This window comes from Streptomyces sp. NPDC037273, assembly GCF_055603625.1.
The window spans coordinates 234,841-256,012 of the sequence record NZ_JBVJVO010000009.1; the positions used below are offsets into that span (position 1 = coordinate 234,841).

The window sequence follows — 21,172 nt, forward strand, 5'->3', positions numbered from 1 at the left end:
GCCTGGGGGGCATGAGTCTCGTCGATGAACTGAAAAGCGCCGTCACCCCACGAGCCGCCCTGCTCGTCGTCGGCGTCTTCGCCCTCCAGCTGCTGTTCATCACCTCGTACGTCGGGGCCCTGCACCATCCGAAGCCGACCGACGTGCCCTTCGGCGTCGTCGCCCCGCAGCAGGTCTCCGCCCAGCTCGTCGGGCAGCTGGAGAAGCTCCCCGGCGACCCCCTCGACGCGCGGACGGTCACCGACGAGGCGGAGGCGCGGAAACAGATCCTGAACCGGGACATCGACGGCGCCCTGATCGTCGACGTCACCGGCCGCACCGACACCCTGCTCGTCGCCTCCGGCGGCGGCACCGTGCTCTCCTCCGCCCTGGAGAAGATCCTCACCGCGGTGGAGGCGCCCCAGCAGCGGACCGTGAAGACGGTCGACGTGGCCCCCGCGTCACCACAGGACTTCGACGGGCTCTCGGCCTTCTACCTGGTCGTCGGCTGGTGCGTCGGCGGCTACATCTGCGCCGCGATCCTGGCGATCAGCGCGGGCTCCCGGCCCGCGAACCGCGAGCGCGCGATCATCCGCCTCGGCGTCCTCGCGCTCTACTCGGCCCTCGGCGGTCTCGGCGGCGCGATCATCGTCGGCCCGATCCTGAACGCCCTGCCGGGCAGCGTCGCCGCCCTGTGGGGCCTGGGCACCCTGATCGTCTTCGCCGTCGGCGCCGCGACCCTCGCCCTCCAGTCCGTCTTCGGGATCGTCGGCATCGGCCTGGCGATCCTGCTGATCGTGGTCGCGGGCAACCCGAGCGCGGGCGGCGCCTTCCCGTCGCCGATGCTGCCCCCGTTCTGGCGGGCCATCGGCCCCGCCCTGCCACCGGGCGCGGGCACCTGGGCGGCGCGCTCGATCGCGTACTTCAAGGGCAACGACATGACCGCCTCGATGCTGGTCCTGTCGGCCTGGGCGGTCGTCGGCTCGGTCGTCACCCTGGTGCTCTCCTCACTGAAGCGCAAGCCCGAGTCGGAGCCGATCGCCGAGGAACTGGGCGAGGTCAAGGCCTAGAGGTGTCTTGAGCCCGGACACGGAGCAGGCCCCCGCCGGTCGGCGGGGGCCTGCTCCGTGTGTGGGCTCCGGGGTCTACTCGCCGTAGTACGCCCGGGTCATCAGTTCCTTCATCTCGTCGATCATCGGCATCCGCGGGTTGGCGGGCGCGCACTGGTCGGCGTAGGCGTTCATCGCCTGCTGCGGGAGGGCCTCCAGGAAGGCCGCCTCGTCGACGCCCTCCTCCCGGAAGGAGGCCGGGATGCCGCACTTCTCGCGCAGCTCCTCCACCGCGCGGGCGTAGGACTCCACGCCCTCCTCCGGGGTCGCGGCCGGCAGGCCGAGCATCCGGGCGATCTCCTGGAAGCGCTCCGGGGCCCGGTAGACCTCGGCCTTCGGCCACGGCACGGCCTTGTGGGTGACGGTGCCGTTGTGGCGGATCACGTGCGGGAGCAGCAGCGCGTTGGTGCGGCCGTGGGCGACGTGGAAGGTGTTGCCGAGGGTGTGGGCCATGGCGTGGACCAGGCCGAGGAAGGCGTTGGCGAAGGCCATGCCGGCGATGGTGGACGCGTTGTGCATCTTCTCGCGGGCCTCGGGCGCCTTGGCGCCCTCCGTCACGCAGGTCTCCAGGTTCTCGAAGATCAGCTTGATGGCCTGGAGGCACTGGCCGTCGGTGAAGTCGTTGGCGTAGGCCGAGACGTACGCCTCGGTGGCGTGGGTCAGGGCGTCGAAGCCGGAGTCGGCGGTGACCGTGGGCGGGAGGTGGAGCGGGAGGACCGGGTCGACGATGGCGACGTCGGGGGTGAGCGCGTAGTCGGCGAGCGGGTACTTCTGGGCGGCCTCGGGGTCGGAGATGACCGCGAAGGGGGTGACCTCGCTGCCGGTGCCCGAGGTGGTGGGGATCGCGACCAGCTTCGCCTTCTCCCCCAGCTTCGGGAAGCGGTAGGCGCGCTTGCGGATGTCGAAGAACTTCTCCTTGGTGTCCGCGAACTCGACCTCGGGCCGCTCGTACATCAGCCACATGATCTTCGCCGCGTCCATCGGGGAGCCGCCGCCGAGGGCGACGACGGTGTCCGGGCGGAAGTCCCGCATGGCGGCGGCGCCGGCCCGGACGGTGGCGAGTTCCGGGTTGGGCTCGACGTTGTCGATGACCTGGATGGTCACCGGCTCCTGGCGGCCGCCCAGGATGTCCGTGACCTTCCGGACGAAGCCGATGGCGCCCATCGTCTTGTCGGTGACGATCGTGACCCGGTGGATGTCCTCCATCTCGCCGAGGTAGCGGATGGCGTTGCGCTCGAAGTAGATCTTCGGCGGGACCTTGTACCACTGCATGTTGGTGTTGCGCCGTCCGATCCGCTTGACGTTGATCAGGTTGACCGCGGTGACGTTGTTGGAGACGGAGTTGTGTCCGTACGAGCCGCAGCCGAGCGTGAGCGAGGGGAGGAAGGAGTTGTAGACGTCGCCGATGCCGCCGAAGGTGGAGGGGGCGTTGACGATGACGCGGATCGCCTTGACGCGCTTGCCGAACTCCTCGGCGAGCGCCTCGTCCTCGGTGTGGATGGCGGCGCTGTGGCCGAGGCCGTGGAACTCGACCATGGCGGCGGAGAGTTCGAGGCCGTGCTCGGTGCTGTCGGCCTTGAGGGCGGCCAGGACCGGGGAGAGCTTCTCTCGGGTGAGCGGCTCGGCCTCGCCGACCTCGGCGCATTCGGCGAGGAGGATGGAGGTGTTCTCGGGGACCTCGAAGCCGGCCTGTTCGGCGATCCACCGGGGGGACTTGCCGACGACGGCCGCGTTGAGCTTGGCGCCGCCGCAGTTGGTGGCGTAGGCGGTGGTGCCGAAGACGTACTCCTCCAGCTTGGTCTTCTCGGCGGCGGTGACGACGTAGGCGCCGAGACGCTCGAACTCGGCGATGCCCTCCTCGTACACCTCCTTGTCGAGGATGACGGCCTGCTCGGAGGCGCAGATCATGCCGTTGTCGAAGGCCTTGGAGAGCACGATGTCGTGGATCGCGCGCTGGAGCTTGCCGCTCCTGGTGACGTAGGCGGGGACGTTTCCGGCGCCGACGCCGAGGGCGGGCTTGCCGCACGAGTAGGCGGCCCTGACCATCGCGTTTCCGCCGGTGGCGAGGATGGTGGAGACGCCTTCGTGGTTCATCAGGAGGCCGGTGGCCTCCATGGACGGCTCCTCGATCCACTGCACGCAGCCCTCGGGTGCGCCGGCGGCGACGGCGGCGTCGCGGACGATCCTGGCGGCCTCGGCCGAGCACTTCTGCGCGGAGGGGTGGAAGGCGAAGACGATGGGGTTACGGGTCTTCAGGGCGATCAGCGCCTTGAAGACGGTCGTCGAGGTGGGGTTGGTGACGGGGGTCATCGCGCAGATGACGCCGACGGGCTCGGCGATCTCGGTGATGCCGTTCAGCTCGTCGCGGCGGATGACGCCGGCGGTCTTCAGACCGGCCATCGAGTGCGTGACGTGCTCGCAGGCGAAGAGGTTCTTGACGGCCTTGTCCTCGAAGAGGCCGCGGCCGGTCTCCTCGACGGCGAGCTTCGCCAGGTCGCCGTGCGCGCTCAGCGCGGCGAGCGAGGCCTTCTTGACGATGTGGTCGACCTGGTCCTGGTCGTAGGTCTCGAACCGGGCGAGCGCCGCGAGGGCTCCTCCGACCAGTCCGTCCACCCTCTCCTTGGCCTCCATGGCAGGCACTCCTTCTCCGGGTCCCTTTGTCTCTGATGTCTCCATTCGACACCCGTTGACCTGCGAAAAGGGGCGGAAAAGGGCCCGGAGGGAGGGGCCGGAAGTCCCTTTGTGAACGGATTCACAAGCGCACTTCCGGCCCCGTGCCGCCTAGTACACGCTCACGCCGTAGGCGCTCAGCGCCTCCGTCACGGGCTGGAAGAACGTCGTACCGCCGGAGGAGCAGTTCCCGCTGCCTCCGGAGGTCAGGCCGATCGCCCGGCTGCCCGAGTAGAGCGGGCCGCCGGAGTCGCCCGGCTCGGCGCAGACGTTCGTCTGGATCATGCCGTACACGATGTCGCCGCCGCCGTAGTTCACGGTGGCGTTCAGACCGGTCACCGTGCCGCTGTGGATGCCGGTCGTCGAACCGCGGCGGGTGACGGACATGCCGACCGTGGCGTTGGCCGCGCTGGTGATGTCGACGCTGCCGACCGCGCCGGACTTGGTCACCGAGGTGTTGGTGTAGCGCACGATGCCGTAGTCGTTGACCGGGAAGCTCGACCCGGCCGTGGAGCCGAGCACCGTGGTGCGGGACGAGTTGGAGTACCAGGTCCCCGCGCCGTCGGTGCAGTGCCCGGCGGTGAGGAAGTAGTAGTTCCCCGCGCTGTCCCTGACGTTGAAGCCCAGCGAGCAGCGCCAGCTGCTCGCGTAGATGGCGTCGCCGCCGGAGATCAGCTTGTTGAACCTGCCCGGGGTGCGCTCGACGCGCAGCGCTCCCGCGTTGGCCCCCGCCTGCCGCTTGATCTTCGCGATCTCGGCCGGGGAGACGGTGGAGTCCGCGGTGACGACGACCTCGCCGGTGGCCGTGTCGACGCGCCAGGCGGTGCCGGCCACGTCGGCGGCGAGGACCGCGTCGCCCGCGGCGGTGAGCTGGGTGGCGCTGAACGTCCGCGCGGAACCGGCGTCCGCGGAGTCGGCGTTCGCGGTGGGGACGCCGAGCGTCGCGGCGGCGGCGACGAGGCCGGCGGTGAGGGCGAGCAGCCGGAACTTCTTCGTGGGGGTGGTGCGCATGGTCGTCACTTCTCGTTCCTCCTGGAAGGGGAATGGGGGGATCGGTGAACGGTCCGTGCGGGTGTGCGGATCAGCCGGGGATCAGTACAGGCTGACGTTGTACTTGGCGAGCGCCTCGGGCACCGGCTGGTAGAACGTGGTGCCGCCGGTGGAGCAGTTGCCGCTGCCGCCCGAGGTGATGCCGAGCGCCTTGGTGCCGTCGTAGAGCGCGCCGCCGGAGTCGCCGGGCTCGGCGCAGACGTTCGTCTGGATCATGCCGCGCACGGTGCCGCCCCCGGAGTAGCGGACGGTGGCGTTCAGACCGGTCACGCTGCCGCTGCGGGTGCCGGTGGTGGAGCCGGAGCGCTTGACGGACTCGCCCACGTAGGCGTCGGCCGCGGTGAAGCCGCCGGGGTGGGTGAGCGAGGCGTTGTCGTAGCGCACCAGGGCGTAGTCGTTGCCCGGGAAGCTGGAGCCGACGGTGGCGCCGATCAGCGTGGACTGCGCCGAGTTGGTGTACCAGGTGTTGGCCACGTTGCCGCAGTGGCCCGCGGTGAGGAAGAAGTACGTGGAGCCGCTGCGCACGTTGAAGCCGAGCGAACAGCGGTAGCCGCCGCCGTAGATGGCGTCTCCGGCGCCGAGGAGCGGCTTGAAGACGCCGGTGGCGCGCTGGACGCGGAGCGCCGCGGCGTCGGCGCCGGCCGCTCTGCGGATCTTCGCGAGCCCCGCGTCGGTGACGGTGGAGTCGGCGGTGACGACGACGCGGCCGGATGCCTCGTCGACGTACCAGGCGGTGCCGCCGACCCCGGCGGCGTCGACGGCCGACTCGGCGCGGGCGAGCTGCGCCGCCGCGGCGGGGCCCGGGGTGGGGGCGGCCTGGGCGGCGGGGAGTCCGAGGGCCGTGACGGCGGCGAGAGCCGCGGCGACGGCGAGCGGACGGGTGCGGTTGTTCCTCACTGTGCTCCTCATCGTTCTCCCTTCGGGGAAAAGCGGAGGGGCCCGTGGATGACGGGCCCGTGAGGCGCCATCAGGTGACGTGTTCCTGACATGCACCGCAAGTGATAGTGGCCCTACCGGGACGCCCGCACAAGACCGCCGTACCGTCGGCCCCGGAAACGGAAGCGGTGACCGGACGGCGCGTCAGCAGCCGCAGTCACAGCCACAGTCGCAACCTCCGCAGCAGCCGTCGCCCTCGCAGCAGGAGGAACAGTTGCTGCAGCAGTCACAGCAGTCGCAGCAGCTCCCGGGGTCGCACTGCTGACAGAGCCCTTCGCGCCGCTGACGGCTCCAGGGGTCCTCGAAGGTCCCACAGCACATCTGGCAGGTGCAGGCCAGGCCCACCCAGAGCGCGCATCCGGCGATCAGCCCGCGCCGGTTCGGCGGTTCGGGCGGGAACGGCCCACCCGGGCCACCCGGGCCACCGGGACCCGGGGCGTACGGGTTCCCCGGCACCGGACCACCGGGGGTGGCGTACGGGTTCCCCGGCACCGGGGAATGGCTCGCGCTCACGGCGCCGTGCGAGCAGCCGGCGGTGCCGAAGGCGCGGTCGACGGAGGTGCGGAGTTCGTGGGCGAGGAGGACGTGCGCGAGCTTGCCGTCGGCGAACTCGGCGTCCTTGAGGGCGAGGCGGATGCCGTGCAGGGCGTCGTCGGCGAGGCGGCGGGCCTCCGCGCGGGAGGTGCCGGTGGCGGTGAGCGGGTTCCAGGCGCCGCTCTCCGCGTCGGCCGCCTGGTCCTCGACGGCGTCGAGGAGGTGCGCGAGGCGGCCGAAGAGGCGCCCGGCCTCGGCGAGCGGCTCCGCGTTGCCGGGGCGGCCGGCGAGAACGGCGGTGTGCGCGAAGGCGGCGGCGGTCGCGGTCTCGGTCGGCTCGGTGACGGTGAGCAGCGGGGTGCCGGGGCCCGCGAGGGCCTCGATGCCGGTCTGGCGGTCGACGGCGTCGACGAGGACGGCGGTGTCGAAGCCGAGCGCCCGGCCGGTCCTGGCCCCGGCCTTGTCCCAGGAGCGGGCGACCCGGCGGGCCGCGGCGGCGACGGGCCTGCGGGCCAACAGGCCGTCCCGGTCGGCGACGTGGTCCCGCACCTTCGCCGAGGCGAGGACGAGCGAGACGGCGGCGGCGAGACGGGCTCCCTCGCCGCGGGCGACGGGCGCGGTGCGCAGGGCGCGCAGCGCGCAGGGTCCCGCGGTGCGGCGGCCCGCCTCGGTCACGCCGGTCTGAGCCTCCGTCAGGACCGAGACGATGAGCCCGTCGTAGTTGGTGACGACCCGGGCGAACTGGCCGTGGTCGGCGCGGAGTGCCAGGCAGAGGCCGCAGAGATGGGCCATCCACTCGGTCTTGAGACCGTCGGTGAGCCGATGGGTGCAGGGCCTGACGATTCCGAACAAGGACTCCCCCGTGAGTCGTGGGCGGTGGCCGGCGAGGGTCCGCCGGGCGGCCTCGCGGCATCGTAGCGAGGCGGTTCGTTCACCCGTACGCGCCCATCGTCACCCATCCGGCCCGACTTTCATATTTTCAGCTGCATGGCCCTCCCTCAGGCCCCGCATACCGCAAGTTTCCTGACGAATCGCCAGAAAATCGCCCTCACGTTCTGCACCAGTACCGTCACGAAACCCCTGCGCGCCGACTATCCACTTGGCGCGCGATCCGCATCATGAAGGACGATAGGGATTGCGGAACCACAAGTGACCGCGCTGAAAGGAGGCGTCCATGGGATCGGTGCGCAAGGCGAGTGCCTGGCTGGGACTCGTCGAGGACAACGACGAGCGTTACTACGACGACGAGTACGCCGACGCCGCCGAGAGCGGCGACGCCTGGGTGACGGACCCCCGGGTCCGGGTGGCCACGGACACCGCCGAGGAGCGGGGCCGCCGGATCGCCACCGTCTCCCCGGACGGCTTCCGGGACGCCCGGGGCATCGGCGAGCTCTTCCGGGACGGCGTCCCGGTGATCGTGAACCTGACCGCGATGGAGGCCAACGACGCCAAGCGCGTCGTCGACTTCGCCGCCGGTCTCGCCTTCGGCCTGCGCGGATCGATCGAGCGGGTGGCGACGCGGGTCTTCCTGCTGACCCCCGCCGACACCCAGATCGTCACCGGTGAGTCGGGCCGGCGTCGGCAGGACGGTTTCTTCAACCAGAGCTGACCGAGCCCGCCGGCCCGGTCCCCCGGCTCAGTGCGCCGGACGCCCCGAGCCGGCGGCCTCGATCGCCTCCCGCGAGCCGGGCACCCGGTAGTCCGGTGCCCCCGCCTCCACCGGCCGCCCCTCGGCCCTCGCGCAGTCCGATTCCGCCGACTCCAGCGGCCGGCCCAGTCCCTCCAGGACCAGGGCCGGCTTTCCGGTCTCCACCACCTGCGGATCCAGGTCCACGCCCGCGACGGCGTCCGCGTCCGCCGGGCACTCCATGACGCGGGGCAGGCGGCGGGCCATGAAGGCGCCGAGGAGCAGGAGAGCGGCGCTGACGCAGAGGGTGACGTGGAGGCCGTTGACGAAGGAGTGGCGGGCGGCCTGGTGGAGGGCGTCGCCCGCGGCGCCGCCGAGCTGGTCGGCGACCTGGTAGGCCTCGCCGAGCGAGTTCGCCGCGGCCTGGCTCGCCTCGGCGGGGACTCCGGGGACGTGGGCGAGCCCGGGGGCGTACGCCGCGTTCATCACGCTGCCGAGCAGGGCGATGCCCATCCCGGCGCCCAGCTGGTAGGAGGTCTCGCCGATGGCGGCCGCGCCGCCCGCGCTCTGCTGCGGCGCCTCGCTGAGCATCGACTCGTACGCCGAGAAGAGGGTCGTCTGCAGCCCGAAGCCGAGCAGCACGAAGCCCGTGGTGAGCAGCAGCGGCCGGTCGTGCTGTCCCATCAGGGTGAGCAGCAGCACGGCGGCGGCGGTGAGCACGAAGCCCCAGCCGACCATCCGGCGCGGCCCGATCCTGCGCAGGGTGTACGAGCCGGTGGCGCCGGCGGCCATGGCGGCGAAGGTGAGCGGGAGGAGCCGGAGGCCGGTCTCCAGGGGGCTGAGTCCGAGGACCAGCTGGAGGTACTGGACGGCGATGAGTTCCAGGCCGACCAGGGCGAGCATGCCGATGACGATGCAGCCGACCGAGGTGGTGAAGGCCGCCCGGGAGAAGAGCCGCAGGTCGATCAGCGGATGCGGGCGCCGCTTCTGGCGTCGTACGAAGAGGACGAGGAGCGCGGCGCCGACGAGCAGCGGGCCGGCGGTCGAGAGGGAGAGCGGCGGCTCGCCCGCGCCGGCGCGCTTGACGCCGAGGACGCAGCCGAGGACGCCGGCCGCGGCCATGAGCGCGCCGAGGACGTCCCAGGGGCCGTCGGTGCCGCCCCGGGACTCGGGGAGGAGCCGGCGGCCGAGCGGCAGGATGAGTGCCATCAGCGGGATGTTGATGAGGAAGACGGAGCCCCACCAGTAGTGCTCGACGAGGAAGCCGCCGAGGACGGGTCCGGTGGCGGCGCCGATCGCGGCGGTCGCGGTCCAGATGCCGATCGCGGTGGCGCGTTCTCGCCGGTCGGGGAAGACGGCCCGGAGGATGGAGAGCGTCGCGGGCATGATCATCGCGCCGCCGACGCCGAGCAGCGCGCGGGCCCCGATGAGCACCGAGGGTTCGGTGGCGAGCGCGGCGACCGCCGAGGCGATGCCGAAGAGGGCGTAGCCGAGGAGGAGGATCCGGCGCCGTCCGACCCGGTCCCCGAGGGTGCCGAAGAGGATCAGCAGCGAGGCGCAGATCAGGGGGTAGGCGTCGACGATCCAGAGCAGCGCGGTGGAGCTGGGGCGCAGGTCCTCGGTGAGTGAGGGGACGGCGACGTGGAGGATGGTCGCGTCGAGGGCGACCAGCAGGAGGCTGACGCAGAGGACGACGAGGACGACCCAGCGGTTGGCGCTTCTGCCGACAGTGGCACGCGATCCCCCTTGGGCCGTGTTCGTCCGCGACATGTACGTACCTCCCAATGAAGCTCTCGCGCTCGGCGGGCCCCGGACCAGGGCGTTTGCCCCTGGGGCGGCCCGGCATCGACGGGCGAGTGAGCCGTCAGCGTACGCGAGTTCAAGCCCCGAGCGCGTGGTGCAGCTCTCACCCCGGCGGGCCTCCCCGTGTGGCGTACGCCACTCCGCGTGGTCCGCGCGTCGCATGGAATTCCGCACGGACACCAGTTTGAGGAAATTCCGTGGCGTTCAAACAAGCTTCCGGAATCGACGCCCGTGACAATAGGGCTGAAGGTCATCGGATTTCCCGACGGGTGCCTGGAATAGACCAGTCACTGAGACCTACTCCACATCACATCGTCATCACGAAGGGAGCGGATCGACCGGGTCTGCTTCTCACTCCCTGTAACGTCGATTGGGTGCGTACCGACATCTTTGCCCGGCTGGACCGGGAGCCGGAACCGCCGAAGATAGAGGTCCCGCGGATGACCCGCACGCGTCTCGCCCTCTTCGGCGGGACGTCGGCGTTCTATCTCGCCATCGTCGTGGCCGTGTTGCTGTCGACGTGGCTGGTGACCCTCGACTGGAAGATCATGCTCTTCCGTCCGTACCAGCAGTGGCCCGAGATCCACGGATTCCTCGACTACTACGTCGTCCTCGGTCAGCGCGGCCCCACGGCCGTCATGGTGGCCGCATGGCTGGGCTGGCGCTCCTGGCGCCAGCACACCCTGCGGCCGCTGCTGTGTCTCGGCGCCGCCCTGCTGCTGCTCAACGTCTCGGTCGGCGCGGTCAAACTCGGACTGGGCCGCCTCGGCCCCCACTACGCGACGCAGGTCGGCTCCGCCGAGCTCTTCGCCGGCGGCGACATATTCCCCTCGGGTCACACCGCCAACGCGGTCGTGACCTGGGGCATCCTCGCCTATCTGGCGACCACCCCGCGGGCCCGCCGTTATCTGTCCGCCCTGTCCGCCGTGGTCGCGCTCGGCGTGGGCCTCACCACCGTCTATCTCGGCACCCACTGGCTGAGCGACGTCCTGCTCGGCTGGGCCGCGGGACTGCTCGTCCTCCTCGCCCTGCCGTGGTGCGAGCCGTTCCTCGCCGTGGCCGAGTCCTGGATCCTCGCCGCCCGCGACCGTGCGCGGGAGCGGCTGCGGGACCGCCGCCGCCTCGTGCCCTCGCTGCCCGTGGCCTCCGGAGGTCCGCGCCCCGGCTTCTTCCCGCCGCGCCCGTCCGGGACCGAGGAGCCGGTCCGCGAGCCGGTCCGCGAGCCCGTGGGGGTGGCCGGCGGCCGGCGCGCGCCGGCGACCCGCGGCTGACGCCTCACGCCGTACGAGAAGGGCCCCGGCCATCCGGCCGGGGCCCTTCCGCGTGTGCCCGTGAACGCGGGTCAGCCGAGCCAGCAGCGGGTGACGGAACCGTCCTCGACCTCGAAGTTGATGCGCCCCGACAGGTACTCCATGGTGATGATCGAGCCGGGCGGGAGGGACCTGACGACCTTCCAGCCGCGTGCCCTGGCGAGCCGCTCGGCGCCTTCCGCGTCGAGGCCCACATAGGACTCGGGGGCGTCGTGCGGCGGTTCGGGAGTGCGTGATGTGGGTGACATGGACCTCACGTTAGTACCTCGGCGGTCACGCTTGTGTCACAAGTTCTCGACATATGTTTGACACGCCCACGGTCACTCGTAGGAACCATTTCCGGCCGTTTCTCCAGCAATTCCGAAGCCCTTCCGGCAGTTCCCACGAAGCCACGGGAAGTGGCCTTCCGCGCCTGGGCAATTACCTCTTCGCGCCTCTTCGCGTGCTCCCGCACCGAATTGCGACGGCGACGCGCACGCGAGCCGCCCACCGTTCCCTTACAGAATGCTTACGCTGGCCGAACGCCCGGAGACGCGGAGCCGGGAGGACGGCGAGGCGGAGGCAGCGATGGGCAACGGGACAGCGACCGCGACCGCCGAATCGGCCGGGCAACGGCACGGCCGCATCCTGATCGACTGGCTCACCACGACCGACCACAAGAAAATCGGCCACCTCTATCTGGCCACGTCGTTCGTCTTCTTCCTCATCGCCGGGCTCATGGCGATGCTGATGCGGGCCGAGCTCGCCCGCCCCGGACTCCAGCTCGTCACGAACCAGGAGTTCAACCAGGCCTTCACCCTGCACGGCACGATCATGCTGCTGCTCTTCGCCACCCCCACGTTCGCCGGCTTCGCCAACGAACTGGTGCCGCTCCAGATCGGAGCGCCCGACGTCGCCTTCCCGCGGCTGAACATGTTCTCGTACTGGCTGTTCCTCTTCGGCGGCCTGATGGTGGTCGGCTCGCTGCTCACCCCGGGCGGCCCGGCCGCCTTCGGCTGGACCGCCTACGCCCCGCTGAACAGCCTCGAACGCTCCCCCGGCATCGGCGCCGACCTGTGGATCATGGGGCTGGCGCTGTCCGGCTTCGGCACGATCCTCACCTCGGTCAACTTCCTCGCCACCATCATCGGGATGCGGGCGCCGGGCATGACCATGTTCCGGATGCCGATCTTCACCTGGAACGTGCTGTTCACCGCGGTCCTGGTGATCGTCGCCTTCCCGGTGCTCGCGGCGGCGCTGCTCGTCCTGGAGTCGGACCGGCGCCTCGGCTCCGTGGCCTTCCAGCCCGAGAACGGCGGGGCACTGCTCTGGCAGCACCTCTTCTGGTTCTTCGGCCACCCCGAGGTCTACATCATCGCGCTGCCGTTCTTCGGGATCGTCAGCGAGATCATCCCGGTCTTCGCCCGCAAGCCGATCTTCGGCTACACGACCCTGATCGCGGCCACCATGGCGATCACCGGCCTTTCGGTGGTGGTCTGGGCCCACCACATGTTCGCCACCGGCGCGGTGCTGCTGCCGTTCTTCTCGCTGCTGTCGTTCCTCATCGCGGTGCCCACCGGGGTGAAGTTCTTCAACTGGACCGGCACGATGCTGCGGGGCTCGCTCTCCTTCGAGACCCCCATGCTGTGGTCCGTCGGCTTCCTGGTCTCCTTCCTCTTCGGCGGCCTGACCGGGGTGATCCTCGCCTCGCCGCCGATGGACTTCCACGTCACCGACTCGTACTTCGTCGTGGCCCACTTCCACTACACGGTCTTCGGCACGGTCGTCTTCGCGACCTTCGCCGGCTTCTCCTTCTGGTGGCCGAAGTTCACCGGCCGGATGCTCGACGAGCGGCTCGGGAAGATCCACTTCTGGACCCTCTTCACCGGCTTCCACCTGACGTTCCTCGTGCAGCACTGGCTCGGCGCCGAGGGCATGCCACGGCGGTACGCCGACTACCTGGCCGCCGACGGCTTCACCACCCTCAACACCCTGTCCACCATCGGCGCCTTCCTGCTCGGCGCCTCCACGCTGCCGTTCCTCTACAACGTGTGGCGGACCTGGCGGTACGGCGCCCGGGTGGAGGTCGACGACCCCTGGGGCTTCGGGCGCTCCCTGGAGTGGGCGACCTCCTGCCCGCCGCCCCGGCACAACTTCGACGCCGTGCCCCGGATCCGCTCCGAGTCACCCGCCTTCGACCTGCACCACCCGGAGTTCGCCGCCTACGAGCGGATGCGGATCACGAGCCCCCCGCCGGCCCGCCTTCCGTCCGGTCGAGAGCACGGGACAGACGGTCCCTGAGCAGCCGGACCCGGTCCGTCAGCTCCGGAGGCTCGATCACCTCGAAGTCGAAGCCCATGAACGACACATGGACCACCATGGCGTCGAGGCTGTACGCCCCCGCCCGCAGCAGACAGCTCCCCTCGCTCTCCGCCTCCAGCGTGCCGTCCATCGGGCCGACGACCGAGGCCGCCTCGGCGAGCGGCACGAACAGCCGGACCGTCGCCTCCGCCGCGTACGCGGTCCTCGACACGCCCTTCGACACATAGGCGGCGAGGTCGTCGGCCGGCGGCTGCCGGGGCGGGAAGCGGGGGCCGTGCGGCGGCGTCGGCTCGATCCGGTCCACCCGGAAGGTACGCCAGTCCCCCCGGTCCACATCCCAGGCGACCAGGTACCAGCGCCGCTCCGTGCACACGAGCCGGTGCGGCTCGACGGTCCTGCGGGTCGCCGCGCCACCGTGGTCCCGGTACGCGAAACGCAGCCGCTCGCTGTCCCGGCAGGCGTTCGCCAGCTCGGTCAGCACCGCCGGATCCACCCGGTCCTTCGGCGTGCGGACCATCGGCACCGTGAACGCGTTCAGCGCCGAGACCCGCCGCCGCAGCCGCCCCGGCAGCACCTGCTCCAGCTTCGCCAGCGCGCGCACCGAGCTCTCCCCGATGCCCTCCACGCCCTGCCCCGCGGCCGACCTCAGGCCCACCGCGACCGCCACGGCCTCCTCGTCGTCGAGCAGCAACGGCGGCAGCTCCGCCCCGGCCCCGAGCTGATAGCCCCCGCCCGTGCCGGGACTCGCGTGCACCGGATATCCGAGCTCCCGCAGCCGGTCCACATCCCGCCGTACCGTCCGCGCCGTCACCCCCAGCCGCTCGGCCAGATCGGGCCCCGTCCACTCCCGGTGGGCCTGAAGCAAGGAAAGCAGACGCAGCAGCCGCGCCGAGGTCTCCAACATGCGTCCGAGTCTGCCAGCCCTCGCGGACAACTACGGTCCGCGAGGGGAGCCGCCCGGCCGCCGGCGCGACGGCACGGGAGGCCGCGTCAGCGGAAGCGGCGGACGATCCGCCCCGCCCTCGCCTTCTGGACGTAGACCGCGTCGATCACCCGGCCCACCGCCCGGTGCGCCGCCACGCGCGCGGGGGGATGGGTGCGGCGGCTCGCGCCGCGGGAGACGAGCTCCGACCAGAGGGCCTCGTGGCGGGCGGCGATACGGCCCGGGTCGAAGCGCTCGGACGCCGCGAGGGCGGCGCGCGCGGTCTTGGCGCGCAGTTCGTCGTCCTCGACCAGCTCCCGCAGGGCGCGCGCGAACGCGGCGACGTCGTCGACCGGCACGAGCCGCCCGTCGACGCCGTCCTCGATGATCTCGCGGGGCCCGTTGGGGCAGTCGGTGGAGACGACGGGGAGGCCGCAGCGCATGGCTTCGACGATCGTCATGCCGAAGGACTCGCGCTGCGAGGTCACGGCGGCGAGGGAGCCCTTGGCCCACTCGGGCTCCATCGGGGTCACCGAACCCATCAGGAAGACCTGTTCGCCGAGGCCGCGTGCCTCGATCTGACGGGACAGCGGGCCCTTGAGGTCCTGGACGGCGTCGCCGGTGCCGTAGATCCGGAGCTTCCAGTCGGGGTGGTCGGCGGCCACGTCGGCGAAGGCGTCGATGAGGAGGTCGTAGCGCTTGACCCGGGTCAGCCGGCCGGCCGCGACGACGGTCCTGGCCGCCGGGTCGGCGGGCGGCACGGTGGGCGCGGGCACGCTGTTGGGCACGGCCTCGATCCGCACGCCGGGGAGCTTCAGCCTCCGGTACGCGCGGGCGTCGGCCTCGGTGACGGTGGTGACGGCGTCGAGCAGCGCGTACTCGTGGGCGATGTCGCGGCGCAGCCGGTAGCTGTGGCCGTCGAGGATCAGGTGCTCCTGGCCGATGAGCACGGGCCCGCGCCTGGCCTGCCGGGCGAGGTGGACGTTGAGCCCGGGGCGGGTGGAGACGAGGACGTCGGCCTCGACGCCGCGGAGGTGCTCCCCGATCCGCGCGTCGGTGAGCGCGCTGTACTGCTTCCAGCGTCCGTCGCCGCGCGGGAAGACCTCGGCGGGGCGGTGGAAGTCGGGGTGGTCGCCGTCGTATCCGGGGCTGTCCTTGCGGAGGTCGACGAGGTGGCGGAGGGTCACCCCCGCGGGGAGGCCGAGGAGTGGACGGTCGCGGTGGCGGAACACCGAGACGATTTCCACCTCGTGGCGTTCCGCCAGTTCCTCCGCGAGCGTGAAGGTGGTCCGGATGGTGCCGCCGTAGTGGTAGCCGTTGTGGAGCAGAAAGGAGATACGCATCGCGCTGCCGGTTCCCCCCGGTCAGTCTGTGGTTCGGTCGCCCGACTTTACTGCCGGTGCGGGCGGCTGTTTCACGGGCGGTAGGCGAGCTGGGGGACGGTGGCGCAGTTCTCCGTCATCTCGCCCTGGCTCACCCAGCCCCGTCCGTCCTGCCAACGGGCCACGGACAGACAGGTGTTCCGGGTCGCGGGCGGGCGCGCCAGGTGCTCGAAGCGGACGGGGAGCAGCAGTCCCCGGGCGGTGTACGGCTCCGGACGGTTCATGAACTCCTCGACGCACGCGCGCGTGAGGCCGGCTCCGGCGAGACAGGAGCGGGCCGCGTCCGTGAACCACATGGCCGCCGCCCAGCCTTCGAGCTGCCACTGGGAGAGCGGCCGCCCGCCCATGGCCGTACGGAACTCGCGGACGGCGGGGTGGCCGGTGTCCTGGTGGTTGCGGCTCGTGCCGGTGACCCAGAGCGCGTTCCGGCAGCCGGGCGCGCGGGCGTAGTCGCGGGCGACGGAGGAGGACCAGTTCTGCACGTTGGTGACCTTGGCGGCGACCCGTACGCCGAGGGCCTCCATCGCCTCGCAGAGCCGCGCGTTCCCGTGGGTGTCCATCGCGTCGAAGAGGACGTCGACGTGCCGGTCGCGCAGATCGGCGGCGACCGCGCGGAAGTTGGGCAGGGCGAAGTCGACCTGTTCGTCGACGACCCGGTAGCCCTCGGCGCGCAGCCCGTCGGCGACGAGCCGGGCGTAGGCGGCGGAGGCGGTCTGGTTGTACGAGACGACGGCGGCGGTCCGCGCGCCCTTCTCGCGCGCGAACCAGCGGTAGACCTCGGTCCCGCCGTACAGCGTCCCGTCCCAGCCGGGTTTCCCGCCGGTGCGCGGGGCGGAGCTGCCGTAGATCCCGTAGAGGTGCGGGTAGGTGTCGTAGGCGGGGGTGAGGGGCTGGCCGCCGATGTCGGGGACGCCGGCCCGGGCGACGAGGGGGGCGCCCGCGTAGTTCAGGGCGGTGGTGGCGACGAGGGCGAAGACCCGGCGCTCGTCGACGAGCCGGTGCACGCACGCGTTGTCGCCGACGCCGCTGCCGCCGTCGTCGCAGGTCTCGACCTCGATCCGGCGGCCGTCGAGGCCGCCGCGGGCGTTGAGCGCGTCGAAGTAGGCGCGGGCTCCGTCGCGCGGTCCGGTGAAGGCCTGTCCGCCGACGGGGCTGGTGGCGCTGGTGATGATGCCGACGCGGAGCGGCTCACCGCCGGAGGGGGTGGCGGTGGGCCGCGTCTCGAAGGCGCGTTCCGGGAGCCGGCTTCCGCACCCGGTGAGGAGCGCGAGGAGCGCGGCCAGGAACAGCGCCGCGGCCGCCTCAGCAGCCCGGAACGGTGACACCGCTCAGCTCGACCAGGCCGCACAGGGTCTTCACGGAGACCTTCCAGGTGCCGTCCTGGAGGATCGAGGTGCCCTGCGAGCCGGGCAGGGCGGGGGCTCCGCCGACCAGCAGGTCGTAGGTGACGTCGGCGTCGGTGGCCGAGGTGAACTCGACCCCGGTGACCTTGGCCGCGGTCATCGCCGCGTTCTTGTCGCCGGCGAAGGCGGCCACCACCGGCCGCATCTCCTCACCGTTCTCCAGGAGCTTCACCTTCTCGTCCGCGGAGGTCTTCGGGTCGAAGAACGCCGTCCAGTTCTCGGTGATCTCCGCTTCGGCGGCGGCGGGGTCGTCGGGCACGGCGTCCGGCGGCTCGGCCGTCATGCCGGGGGGCGGGGCCGTCGACGCCGTGCCGCCCGAGTCGTAGCCGTCGTCCGAACAGCTCGCCAGGGCGGGGGTGAGGACCAGGACGGCGGCGGCCGCGAGGGCCGCGAGGCGGGGGCGTCGACCTCCTCGCACTCGAACCATCTGGCTCACCACCGGGTGTCGCTCCGCACCGCAGGACTGATGCTTCCAGAGTGGGACGTAACGGGGCATAGTGCAAGGAAAAGGCGGACAGCTCGGGGGGCGAGACCCTAGGAGGGAGGCCCGTGCCGACGGCCCGGATCCTGTGGTGGAGCGGTCTCACCGCGGCCGCCGCCGGCGCGGTGCTGTGCGTCCTCGGCTGGTACGGGATCTCCGGCGAGCGCTTCGCCGAGCGTCAGCTGCCCTATCTGGCCTCCTGCACGGTGCCCGGCGCGGCGCTGATCGTGGCGGGGGCGGTGCTCGCCGGGACGGCCGCGCTGCTTCCCGTACGCCCCCGGGCACCGGAACCGGCCGACGCCGGGGAGACTCCCCCGCCCTCCTCGGACGGCCCGCCGCTCCGGGTGCCCGGCGGGACCCTCGCGCACCGGCCGGACTGCCCGCTGATCGAGGGGAAGGCCGAGGCGACGGAGGCGGGGGCCGCGGAACTCGCCCCCTGTCCGGTGTGTGAGCCGTGGCCTCCCTGACGTACGAGCTGACGCTCGCCGGCCTCGCGATCGGCAGCGCCGCCGCGCTCACCGGCATCAGCCTGATCGTCACCCACCGGGCGACCGGGGTCCTCAACCTCGCGCACGGCGCCGTGGCCATGATCTGCGCGTACGTCCTGCGGCAGCTGGTCGTCGAGTGGGGCTGGCCGCTGCCCATCGGAGCCCTCGTCACGCTCCTGCTCGTCGCCCCGGGCATCGGACTCGCCCTGGACCGCGGGGTGTTCCGGCCGCTCGCCCTCATCGGCTCCGGCCCCGCGCGCACCCTGGTGGCCTCCATCGGCGTCTTCGTCCTGCTGATCGGCGCGGCGGTACTCCTCTGGGGCCCCGGCGCCCGGGACGACGCCCCGGTGCTGCTCGGCGACGACCCGTGGGCACAGCTCGGCGCCGTGATCGCGCTCGCCTGCCTGGTGACGGCGGTGACCCGGTGGACCCGGTTCGGGCGCGAGCTGCGGGCCGTGGTCGACAACCGGCCGCTCGCGGTGCTCTCCGGGATCGACGCCGACCGGGTCGCGGCGGCGGGCTGGGCCTTCGGCTCGTTCACCGCCGGGCTCACCGGGGTGCTCCTCGCCCCGTACGTACGGCTCGACCCGTACGGAATGCCGCTCCTCGTCATCGAGGTGATCGCGGTCGCGGTGATCGCCCGCATGCGGTCGCTGCCGGTCGCGGTGGCGGCCGCGCTCGCGATCGGCGTCGCCCAGGCCCAGCTGACCCGGCTGCACCCGGACGGCTGGGCCGGACCCCTCGTCCAGGCTCTCGGCGCCAACCTGTTCGTCGTCGCGCTCCTGGTGGCGGCGCTCGTCCTTCCCGGCGTCGGCGGCAAGGGGCGGGACGCCCTGCCACCGCCGGTGCGCGGCACGCGCGTGCCGGCCGGACTGTGGCTGGTCGTGGGCGTCCTGTTCCTGCTGCCGCTCGGTCTCGCGGGCTCCGACCTGCACACCGCCGTCCAGGTCCCCGCGCTCGCCGTGATCCTGCTGTCCCTCGTCGTGGTCGCCGGCCGGGGCGGCCAGATCGCCCTCGGACAGGCCGCGTACGCGGGCCTCGGCGCCCTCTTCACCGCCCTGCTCACCGCGCGCGGGACACCCGCCCTGCTCGCCCTGGCCCTCGCGGTGCCGGCGGTCGCCCTGGTGGGCCTGGTCACGGGCCGGCCCGCCATCCGCCGCCACGGCCTCGCCCTGGCGCTCGCGACCCTCGCCGTCGGAGTGGCCGTCAGCCGCTTCGTCCTCACCCAGCCGTACGCCACGGCCGGCCTCTCCCTCGGCCGCCCCGCGGGCTTCTCCGACGACCGCGCCTTCTACGCCCTCGAACTCGTCGTCCTGACCGGCTGCCTGGCCCTGGTGGCCGCCCTGCGCCGCGGCCGCACCGGCCGCGCCCTCGCCGCCCTCCGGGACCACGAACCCGGCGCAGAGGCCGCGGGCGTCCCCGTCTCCGGCCTCAAACTCCTCGCCTTCGTCCTCGGCGCCGCGCTCGCCTCCCTCGGCGGCGGCCTCCTCGGCATGGGCCTCCGCGCCTTCGACCCCGAGGCCTACGACCCCGTCCGCGGCCTCCTGTGGTTCGCCGCCGTCCTCGCCCTCGGCGCCGACAGCCTCCTCACCCCCCTCGCCGCCGCCACCCTCCTCGTCACCCTCGACGCCGGCCCCCACGCCGGCCTCGCCGCCGCCGTCATCGGCCTCCTCGCCACCCTCACGGGCCGGATCCCCCCACTGCCGAGGCTGCTGCCGGCGGCCAAACCCCACCGAGCGCCGGAAACCGCCGCCGGCGCCGAGCCCCCCACGGAAAAACCGGCGCCTCTCTCGCTGAGCCGCGCGGGCGGCGCGCGGGGCAACCCCGGTCCGGCCGGAGACCGGCCGCACCCGCGCGCGCCCGCCGGCCCCCGCCTCCGCGCCCACGACCTCACCCTCATCTACCCCGGCGGCACCACGGCGCTGTCCCACGTCACGCTCGACCTGGCCCCCGCGCGCGTGACGGCGCTGGTGGGCCCGAACGGCGCGGGCAAGAGCACCCTCTTCGACTGTCTGGCCGGCACCCTGCGGCCCCGGGAGGGCCGGATCACCCTCGACGGGGCCGACATCACGAGCCGCTCGGCGCACGCGAGGACCCGGCTCGGGATCGCCCGTACCTTCCAGCGGCTGGCCCTCTTCCCCTCGCTGACCGTCGAGGAGAACGTGCGGATCGGCGAGGAGAGGGGCCGGGTGCGCGGGGGCGCGGAGGCGGTGGAACGGAGCCTGCGGCTGGTGGGGCTCGGCGGGGCCGTACGGGACCGGGTGGCGGCGGAGCTGCCGACCGGGACGCTGCGGAGGGTGGAGCTGGCGCGGGCGCTGGCGGGGCAGCCGCACACGCTGCTGCTGGACGAACCGGCCGCCGGGCTCGACGCGGCCGAGACGGCGGCGCTGGCCCGGATCCTGGCGGCCCTCGCGGCGGAGGGCCTGACGATTCTGGTCGTCGAACACGACCCGGACCTCGTCGAGGGCATCGCGCACACGGTGCACACCATGGAAGGGGGCCGGCTCCTGTCATGAGCGTAGAGATCGCGCTGCGCGCCGCCCGGGTCCGTTACGGCCCGCTGGAAGTCCTGCACGGCCTCGACCTGCCGGTGCCGGCCGGCACCGTGACCGTGCTCCTGGGACGGAACGGGGCGGGCCGGACGACCGTCCTGCGCGCCCTCGCCGGCACGGTACGGCTCTCGACGGGCCGCGTCCTGTGGCGGGGCGCCGACGTGACGCGGCTGTCGGCGCACGAGCGGGCCCGGCGGGGCCTGTGCTTCGTCCCGGACCTGCGGGCGGTGTACGAGGGCCTCACGGTCGCCGAGAACCTGGCTCTGACGGCCCCCGGCCCGGCCGCCCCCGACACCGTCCCGTACCCCGAGCTGCTGCCCCTGCTGTCCCGCACCGCCGGCACCCTCTCGGGCGGCGAGCGCCGGATGCTCGCGCTGACCCGCGCCCTGTCGGCACCCGCGCGCGTGGTGCTGGTCGACGAGCCGTCGCTCGGCCTGGCGGCGGACATCGCGGCCCGTACGTACCGGCTCCTCGCGGCGCTCGCCGTGCGGGACGGGACGGCCGTGGTGCTGGCCGAGCAGCGGGTGCCGGACGCCCTTCCGGCCGGCTCGGTCGTGCACGAGCTGCGGCGCGGGTCCCGCGCGTGGAGCGGGGAACCCGCCGAGCGGCGCGGCTGAGGGCGCGG

At 72.6% G+C, this 21,172-nt stretch carries 17 protein-coding genes; 7 read left to right on the top strand and 10 right to left on the bottom strand.

Annotated elements, in window-relative coordinates; all coding sequences use genetic code 11:
• Positions 1-11 precede the first annotated feature (11 nt).
• Positions 12-1,049, top strand: coding sequence for an ABC transporter permease (locus ACZ7G1_RS24530; protein WP_470875515.1), 1,038 nt, complete (start codon positions 12-14; stop codon positions 1,047-1,049).
• A gap of 75 nt (positions 1,050-1,124) precedes the next feature.
• Here ACZ7G1_RS24530 and adhE read toward each other — a convergent pair whose 3' ends face one another.
• The 4 genes from adhE to ACZ7G1_RS24550 form a co-directional block, all read right to left on the bottom strand.
• Positions 1,125-3,719, bottom strand: a complete 2,595-nt coding sequence (gene adhE / locus ACZ7G1_RS24535; RefSeq protein ID WP_470875513.1) for a bifunctional acetaldehyde-CoA/alcohol dehydrogenase — start codon at positions 3,717-3,719, stop codon at positions 1,125-1,127.
• Between the two features lie 150 nt (positions 3,720-3,869).
• Positions 3,870-4,769, bottom strand: coding sequence for a S1 family peptidase (locus ACZ7G1_RS24540; protein WP_470875511.1), 900 nt, complete (start codon positions 4,767-4,769; stop codon positions 3,870-3,872).
• Positions 4,770-4,850: 81 nt separating this feature from the next.
• Positions 4,851-5,717: a S1 family peptidase gene (locus tag ACZ7G1_RS24545; RefSeq protein WP_470875510.1), complete on the bottom strand. Its 867-nt coding sequence runs from the start codon at positions 5,715-5,717 to the stop codon at positions 4,851-4,853.
• 171 nt (positions 5,718-5,888) lie between these two features.
• Positions 5,889-7,130 (bottom strand): DUF5685 family protein, encoded by a 1,242-nt coding sequence (locus tag ACZ7G1_RS24550; protein ID WP_470875508.1) that lies wholly within the window; start codon positions 7,128-7,130, stop codon positions 5,889-5,891.
• 322 nt (positions 7,131-7,452) lie between these two features.
• On the opposite strand from ACZ7G1_RS24550, the gene ACZ7G1_RS24555 reads away from it, so the two are divergent.
• A complete protein-coding gene (locus ACZ7G1_RS24555; protein ID WP_470875506.1) occupies positions 7,453-7,887 on the top strand; it encodes a cell division protein SepF in 435 nt (144 codons plus the stop codon).
• A 27-nt stretch (positions 7,888-7,914) separates the two neighbouring features.
• Here ACZ7G1_RS24555 and ACZ7G1_RS24560 read toward each other — a convergent pair whose 3' ends face one another.
• A complete protein-coding gene (locus ACZ7G1_RS24560; RefSeq protein ID WP_470875505.1) occupies positions 7,915-9,675 on the bottom strand; it encodes an MFS transporter in 1,761 nt (586 codons plus the stop codon).
• A 407-nt stretch (positions 9,676-10,082) separates the two neighbouring features.
• Here ACZ7G1_RS24560 and ACZ7G1_RS24565 point away from each other — a divergent pair, with 407 nt between their 5' ends.
• Positions 10,083-10,979, top strand: a complete 897-nt coding sequence (locus ACZ7G1_RS24565; protein WP_470875504.1) for a phosphatase PAP2 family protein — start codon at positions 10,083-10,085, stop codon at positions 10,977-10,979.
• Positions 10,980-11,050: 71 nt separating this feature from the next.
• Here the strand turns inward: ACZ7G1_RS24565 and ACZ7G1_RS24570 are convergent, their stop codons facing one another.
• Complete coding sequence (locus ACZ7G1_RS24570; protein ID WP_470875503.1) at positions 11,051-11,266, bottom strand: I78 family peptidase inhibitor; 216 nt, start codon at positions 11,264-11,266, stop codon at positions 11,051-11,053.
• Positions 11,267-11,585: 319 nt separating this feature from the next.
• Here ACZ7G1_RS24570 and ctaD point away from each other — a divergent pair, with 319 nt between their 5' ends.
• Positions 11,586-13,298 (top strand): aa3-type cytochrome oxidase subunit I, encoded by a 1,713-nt coding sequence (ctaD, locus tag ACZ7G1_RS24575; RefSeq protein ID WP_470875842.1) that lies wholly within the window; start codon positions 11,586-11,588, stop codon positions 13,296-13,298.
• Here the strand turns inward: ctaD and ACZ7G1_RS24580 are convergent.
• The 4 genes from ACZ7G1_RS24580 to ACZ7G1_RS24595 all read right to left on the bottom strand — a co-directional run bounded on the left by ACZ7G1_RS24580 (position 13,237) and on the right by ACZ7G1_RS24595 (position 17,453).
• A complete protein-coding gene (locus ACZ7G1_RS24580; RefSeq protein WP_470875501.1) occupies positions 13,237-14,223 on the bottom strand; it encodes a helix-turn-helix transcriptional regulator in 987 nt (328 codons plus the stop codon). The two genes, ctaD and ACZ7G1_RS24580, sit on opposite strands and share 62 nt — an antisense overlap.
• Positions 14,224-14,309: 86 nt before the next feature.
• The gene (locus tag ACZ7G1_RS24585) at positions 14,310-15,584 is read right to left on the bottom strand and encodes a glycosyltransferase family 4 protein (RefSeq protein ID WP_470875499.1); all 1,275 of its coding nucleotides are present in this window, start codon (positions 15,582-15,584) and stop codon (positions 14,310-14,312) included.
• Between the two features lie 71 nt (positions 15,585-15,655).
• Positions 15,656-16,948: an ABC transporter substrate-binding protein gene (locus ACZ7G1_RS24590; RefSeq protein WP_470875497.1), complete on the bottom strand. Its 1,293-nt coding sequence runs from the start codon at positions 16,946-16,948 to the stop codon at positions 15,656-15,658.
• Positions 16,926-17,453 (bottom strand): MTB12 C-terminal domain-containing protein, encoded by a 528-nt coding sequence (locus ACZ7G1_RS24595; protein WP_470875495.1) that lies wholly within the window; start codon positions 17,451-17,453, stop codon positions 16,926-16,928. The genes ACZ7G1_RS24590 and ACZ7G1_RS24595 overlap by 23 nt, the downstream gene beginning before the upstream one ends.
• 122 nt (positions 17,454-17,575) lie before the next feature.
• On the opposite strand from ACZ7G1_RS24595, the gene ACZ7G1_RS24600 reads away from it, so the two are divergent.
• The 3 genes from ACZ7G1_RS24600 to ACZ7G1_RS24610 are packed head-to-tail and all read left to right on the top strand — an operon-like array spanning position 17,576 to position 21,164.
• On the top strand, positions 17,576-17,974 hold the full coding sequence (locus ACZ7G1_RS24600; protein ID WP_470875494.1) for a hypothetical protein: 399 nt from the start codon (positions 17,576-17,578) through the stop codon (positions 17,972-17,974).
• The gene (locus ACZ7G1_RS24605; protein ID WP_470875493.1) at positions 17,962-20,511 is read left to right on the top strand and encodes an ABC transporter permease subunit; all 2,550 of its coding nucleotides are present in this window, start codon (positions 17,962-17,964) and stop codon (positions 20,509-20,511) included. Before ACZ7G1_RS24600 ends, ACZ7G1_RS24605 begins: the two co-directional genes overlap by 13 nt.
• The gene (locus ACZ7G1_RS24610; RefSeq protein ID WP_470875492.1) at positions 20,508-21,164 is read left to right on the top strand and encodes an ABC transporter ATP-binding protein; all 657 of its coding nucleotides are present in this window, start codon (positions 20,508-20,510) and stop codon (positions 21,162-21,164) included. The genes ACZ7G1_RS24605 and ACZ7G1_RS24610 overlap by 4 nt, the downstream gene beginning before the upstream one ends.
• Positions 21,165-21,172: the final 8 nt, after the last annotated feature.

What these genes read in the sequence shown, in the direction of transcription:
- ACZ7G1_RS24570 (WP_470875503.1), bottom strand. Translation starts at nt 11,266, where the DNA reads ATGTCACCCACATCACGCACTCCCGAACCGCCGCACGACGCCCCCGAG.
- ACZ7G1_RS24580 (WP_470875501.1), bottom strand. Translation starts at nt 14,223, where the DNA reads ATGTTGGAGACCTCGGCGCGGCTGCTGCGTCTGCTTTCCTTGCTTCAG.
- ctaD (WP_470875842.1), top strand. Translation starts at nt 11,586, where the DNA reads ATGGGCAACGGGACAGCGACCGCGACCGCCGAATCGGCCGGGCAACGG.
- ACZ7G1_RS24610 (WP_470875492.1), top strand. Translation starts at nt 20,508, where the DNA reads ATGAGCGTAGAGATCGCGCTGCGCGCCGCCCGGGTCCGTTACGGCCCG.
- ACZ7G1_RS24560 (WP_470875505.1), bottom strand. Translation starts at nt 9,675, where the DNA reads ATGTCGCGGACGAACACGGCCCAAGGGGGATCGCGTGCCACTGTCGGC.
- ACZ7G1_RS24545 (WP_470875510.1), bottom strand. Translation starts at nt 5,717, where the DNA reads ATGAGGAGCACAGTGAGGAACAACCGCACCCGTCCGCTCGCCGTCGCC.
- ACZ7G1_RS24555 (WP_470875506.1), top strand. Translation starts at nt 7,453, where the DNA reads ATGGGATCGGTGCGCAAGGCGAGTGCCTGGCTGGGACTCGTCGAGGAC.
- ACZ7G1_RS24585 (WP_470875499.1), bottom strand. Translation starts at nt 15,584, where the DNA reads ATGCGTATCTCCTTTCTGCTCCACAACGGCTACCACTACGGCGGCACC.
- ACZ7G1_RS24530 (WP_470875515.1), top strand. Translation starts at nt 12, where the DNA reads ATGAGTCTCGTCGATGAACTGAAAAGCGCCGTCACCCCACGAGCCGCC.
- ACZ7G1_RS24595 (WP_470875495.1), bottom strand. Translation starts at nt 17,453, where the DNA reads ATGGTTCGAGTGCGAGGAGGTCGACGCCCCCGCCTCGCGGCCCTCGCG.
- adhE (WP_470875513.1), bottom strand. Translation starts at nt 3,719, where the DNA reads ATGGAGGCCAAGGAGAGGGTGGACGGACTGGTCGGAGGAGCCCTCGCG.
- ACZ7G1_RS24540 (WP_470875511.1), bottom strand. Translation starts at nt 4,769, where the DNA reads ATGCGCACCACCCCCACGAAGAAGTTCCGGCTGCTCGCCCTCACCGCC.